The sequence below is a fragment of the Arthrobacter sp. 05L45_2 genome (assembly GCF_056397525.1).
On record NZ_JBFTNO010000241.1, the window covers coordinates 1 to 4,141 of the forward strand.

A 4,141-nucleotide genomic window follows, 5' to 3' on the forward strand; every position below is an offset into this window, starting at 1 on the left:
GCCCGGTACCGCTGTGGCAGCACGTGATGGTGGGCCGCAAGATTGTGGACCTGTTCGCCGGCGACACCAGTTTCGATGAGATCGCGCCCGCGGGCGCCGACGCCGACGTCGAGGACGACGGCGCTGCTGCGGCAGCCGACGGCGGAGGCCGGGGCGCCGGTGGTCACGCTGCCCGGGGCGCCGCTGCAGCCAGCTCCGCCGGCAGCGTGGCTTCCGGCACTGTCACCACCGAGCGGGCCGGCTACGAGGTCAATCCCGAGCTGCTCTCCATGGCCCGCGCCGAGAGCCAGATGAACTTTCGCGGCCGCTTCGGCCACGGCGGCCGCAACCAGCGCCGGCAACAACGCCAGCGGGATGAGGCACCCCAGGGCGGCACCCGCAGCCCGGTCCGGAAAGCCAGCCGGCCCCAGGTCATCGCCAGCCTTGACCGGATGGACCTGTTGCCCGCCATCACCTTTATTTTCTCCCGCGCCGGCTGTGATGCCGCCGTGGCCCAGTGTGTTTCCGCCGGACTGTGGCTGACCACGGAGAAGGAACAGGCCATCATCGCCCGGATGGTCGATGAGGCGGCCCAGGACATCCCCTCCGACGATCTCGACGTCCTCGGCTTCTGGAGCTGGCGCGACGGCCTGCTCCGGGGCCTGGCAGCGCACCACGCCGGCATGCTGCCCACCTTCAAGGAAGTCGTGGAGAAGCTCTTCGTGGAGGGCCTGGTCAAGGCCGTCTTCGCCACGGAAACCCTGGCCCTCGGCGTCAACATGCCCGCACGCTGTGTCGTCCTCGAGAAGCTGGACAAGTTCAACGGCGAGGCGCACGTCAACATCACCGCGGGGGAGTACACCCAGCTAACCGGTCGGGCGGGCCGGCGCGGGATCGACGTCGAGGGACACGCCGTGGTGCTGTGGCAGCCGGGAACGGATCCGGCCGCCGTCGCCGGCCTCGCCTCCCGCCGGACCTACCCGCTGAACTCCAGCTTCCGGCCCACCTACAACATGTCGATCAACCTCGTGGCCCAGTTCGGCCGGCCCCGGGCCCGCGAGATTCTCGAATCGTCCTTCGCCCAGTTCCAGGCCGACCGCTCCGTCGTCGGGTTGGCCAAGCAGGTGCGCAGCCGGGAGGAATCACTGGCCGGTTTCAGCGCCGCCATGAACTGCCACCTGGGGGATTTCACTGAGTACTCCAGGCTCCGCCGGGCCCTCAACGATGCCGAAAAGACGGCGTCCAAGAGCACCTCGCGTGCCCGGAAATCCCTCACCGAGGATTCGCTGAGCCGGCTTCTGCCGGGCGACGTGGTGGACGTGCCGTCCGGCCGCGCGCCTGGCCTCGCGGTCGTGCTCAGCTCCGATCACCACTCCCGCGAGCCGCGCCCGGCGGTGATGACCCTGGACAACCAGCTGCGGCGGATCGGGCTGCACGACGTCGAGGGCCCCCTGGCCCCAATCACCCGGGTCCGGATCCCCAAATCGTTCAACGCCAAGGTGCCAAAATCCCGCCGGGACCTGGCATCCTCCGTCCGGAACGCGGTCCGGGAAAACCGGCCGCCGGCACCGCCGAACCGCAACGAGGACTTCGGCCGTGCCGCGGCCCAGCCGAACATGGAGAAGAAGATCGCCGAATTGCGCCGCGAACTCCGGGCGCACCCTTGCCACGGCTGCAGCGACCGCGAAGACCATGCCCGCTGGTCTGACCGCTGGTGGAAGCTGCGCCAGGAGACCGACGGCCTGATCCGCCAGATCCAGGGGCGCACCAACACCATCGCCAAGACCTTCGACCGGGTCTGCGGGGTCCTGTCGAGTTACGGCTACCTGGAAACCTCCGATTCCGGCGTGATCTCCATCAGCGCTGACGGGCAGCGGCTGCGCCGGATTTACGGTGAGAAGGATCTGCTGATCTCGCAGAGTCTGCGGATGGGTGCCTTCGGTGACCTCGATGCCGCCGAAATCGCGGCGCTGGCCAGTGTGCTGGTGTACCAGGCCAAACGGGAGGACCGGGGCCTGCGGCCCAAGATGCCCAGCATCTCCCTGGAGTCAGCGGTGGACACCGTGGTGCGTGAATGGTCAGCCCTTGAGGATGTCGAGGAAGCCAACAAGCTCCCGCTGACCGGCGAACCCGAACTCGGCCTGGTATGGCCCATCTTCAAATGGGCCAAGGGCCGGCACCTGCAGGAGGTCCTCAGCGGCACCGACCTGGCCGCCGGCGACTTTGTCCGCTGGGTCAAACAAGTCATCGACCTCCTGGACCAGCTGGCCAAGATCCCCCAGTTGGACCCGCGGGTCGCCCGCCTCTGCGGCGAGGCGATCACCCTGATCAAACGCGGCGTCGTCGCCTACTCCGCTGTGGCCTGACCCCCTTCCCGAAACCCGGTTATCCCGGGCCGCCATCCACTTTTCCCATCCCACCGGGCCGGCCAGCCGCCGGACCCCCTACGAGGAGTTCTCCATCATGACTGCTTCACCAACCCCGGCCGCCGGTGCCCCGCGCAAAGTGACGCTGTACCGCAACGGTTCCGTCTACACCGCCGCGGATCCCTTCGCCTCGGCCATGCTGGTGGACGGCGACACCGTGGCCTGGGTTGGTTCCGAGCAGGCGGCCTCGTCCATTGCGGACTCCTCCATGGATGTCATCGACCTGCAGGGTGCCCTCCTCGCCCCGGGGTTCGTGGACTCCCACGTGCATCTGACGGAGACCGGCCTCGCCCTGGACTCACTCCGGCTTGGTGAGGTCCGCTCCGCGGCCGAGCTGCTCGACGCCGTCGCCGGCTCGACCGCGGAAGGCACGGTGCTGGGCCACGGCTGGGACGAGACCCTCTGGGACGACCAGACCCTGCCCAGTCGGGAAGAACTCGAGCGCGCGGCCGGGGGCCGCAAGGTCTACCTGTCTCGGGTTGACGTGCACTCGGCGCTGGTCGCCGGTTCCATAGCGCCGGCCACCAGTTTGGAAACCCTCGACGGGTACGACGCCGACGGCCATCTCAAGCGTGCAGCACACACCGCGGCGCGGCTGGCCGCCCGCGATCTGCCCGCCGACACGCTTCGCGGCTACCAGCAGGCGGCCCTGTCTGAGGCGGCTGCCAACGGCTACGTGGCGCTGGCTGAGATGGCGGCCCCGCACATCGGCGGCATCGAAGACCTGCAGCTGGCCGCCGGCTGGAATGCCGCCGGCCGTCCCGGGCAGGCTGTCCCGGAGGTCCTGCCCTACTGGGGCCAGCTCGCTGCTTCCGCTGACGAGGCCCGGTCCATCCTGGACAGCCTCGGCGTCGCCGTCCTCGGCCTTGCCGGCGACCTCAACATCGACGGGTCCATCGGATCCCGGACCGCGGCGCTGCGCGGCGACTACGCCGACGCCCCGGGGGAGCGGGGCAGCCAGTACCTCTCGGTGGACGAGGCCGCCGCGCACCTTGCCGCCTGTTCGGTGCTGGGCATCCAGGCCGGTTTCCACGTGATCGGCGACGCCGGGCTCGACGCCGCCCTCGACGCCCTGGACCGTGCCGCCGCCGAGGTAGGGGAACAGCGGGTCCGCGCCGCGGGCCACCGGTTCGAACACGTCGAGATCGCCGACGCGGCGGCTATCCAGCGTCTCGCCAAATACTCGGTGACCGTCAGCGCCCAGCCTGTCTTCGACGCGCTCTGGGGCGGCGGGGACAGCCTGTACGCGCAGCGGCTCGGAGCCCGTCACACGGCGATGAACCCGTTCGCGTCATTCTACTCGGCCGGCGTCCCCATCACCTTCGGCAGCGACAGCCCCGTCACCCCGCTCCGGCCCTGGTCCAGTGTGCGGGCCTGCCTGGAGCACCACAACGCCGCCGAGCAAATCTCTGCCCGGGCAGCCTTCCTCGGCCACACCCGGGCCGGCTGGCGGGCCGCCCGCTACCGCAACCCGATGGCCGGCCAGCTGGTCCCGGGCGCACCGGCCAGCTTTGGGGTCTGGGAAGTCGAAGAGCTTATGGTCCAGGTGGCCGACGGCCGGGTGCAGTCCTGGAGCACAGACCCGCGGGCCCGCACACCGCTGCTCCCGGCGCTGGACACCGGCGCCGATCCGATCTGCCTGCAGACSGTGCGSGACGGCGTCGAACTCTTCTCCAACGGCTCRCTCGGAGCCTGACCGGGACGGTGGCGTGGTGCACGCCACCGTCCCGGAAGGC

At 69.9% G+C, this 4,141-nt stretch carries 2 protein-coding genes; both read left to right on the forward strand.

Features of this window, described 5'->3' with window-relative positions:
• Nucleotides 1–2,345, forward strand: a 2,345-nt coding sequence (locus AC1DHD_RS14675; RefSeq protein WP_476880418.1) for a DEAD/DEAH box helicase, incomplete at its 5' end; no start/stop codon positions are given.
• Nucleotides 2,346–2,442: 97 nt separating this feature from the next.
• A complete protein-coding gene (locus tag AC1DHD_RS14680) occupies nucleotides 2,443–4,101 on the forward strand; it encodes an amidohydrolase (RefSeq protein WP_476880419.1) in 1,659 nt (552 codons plus the stop codon).
• Nucleotides 4,102–4,141 lie beyond the last annotated feature (40 nt).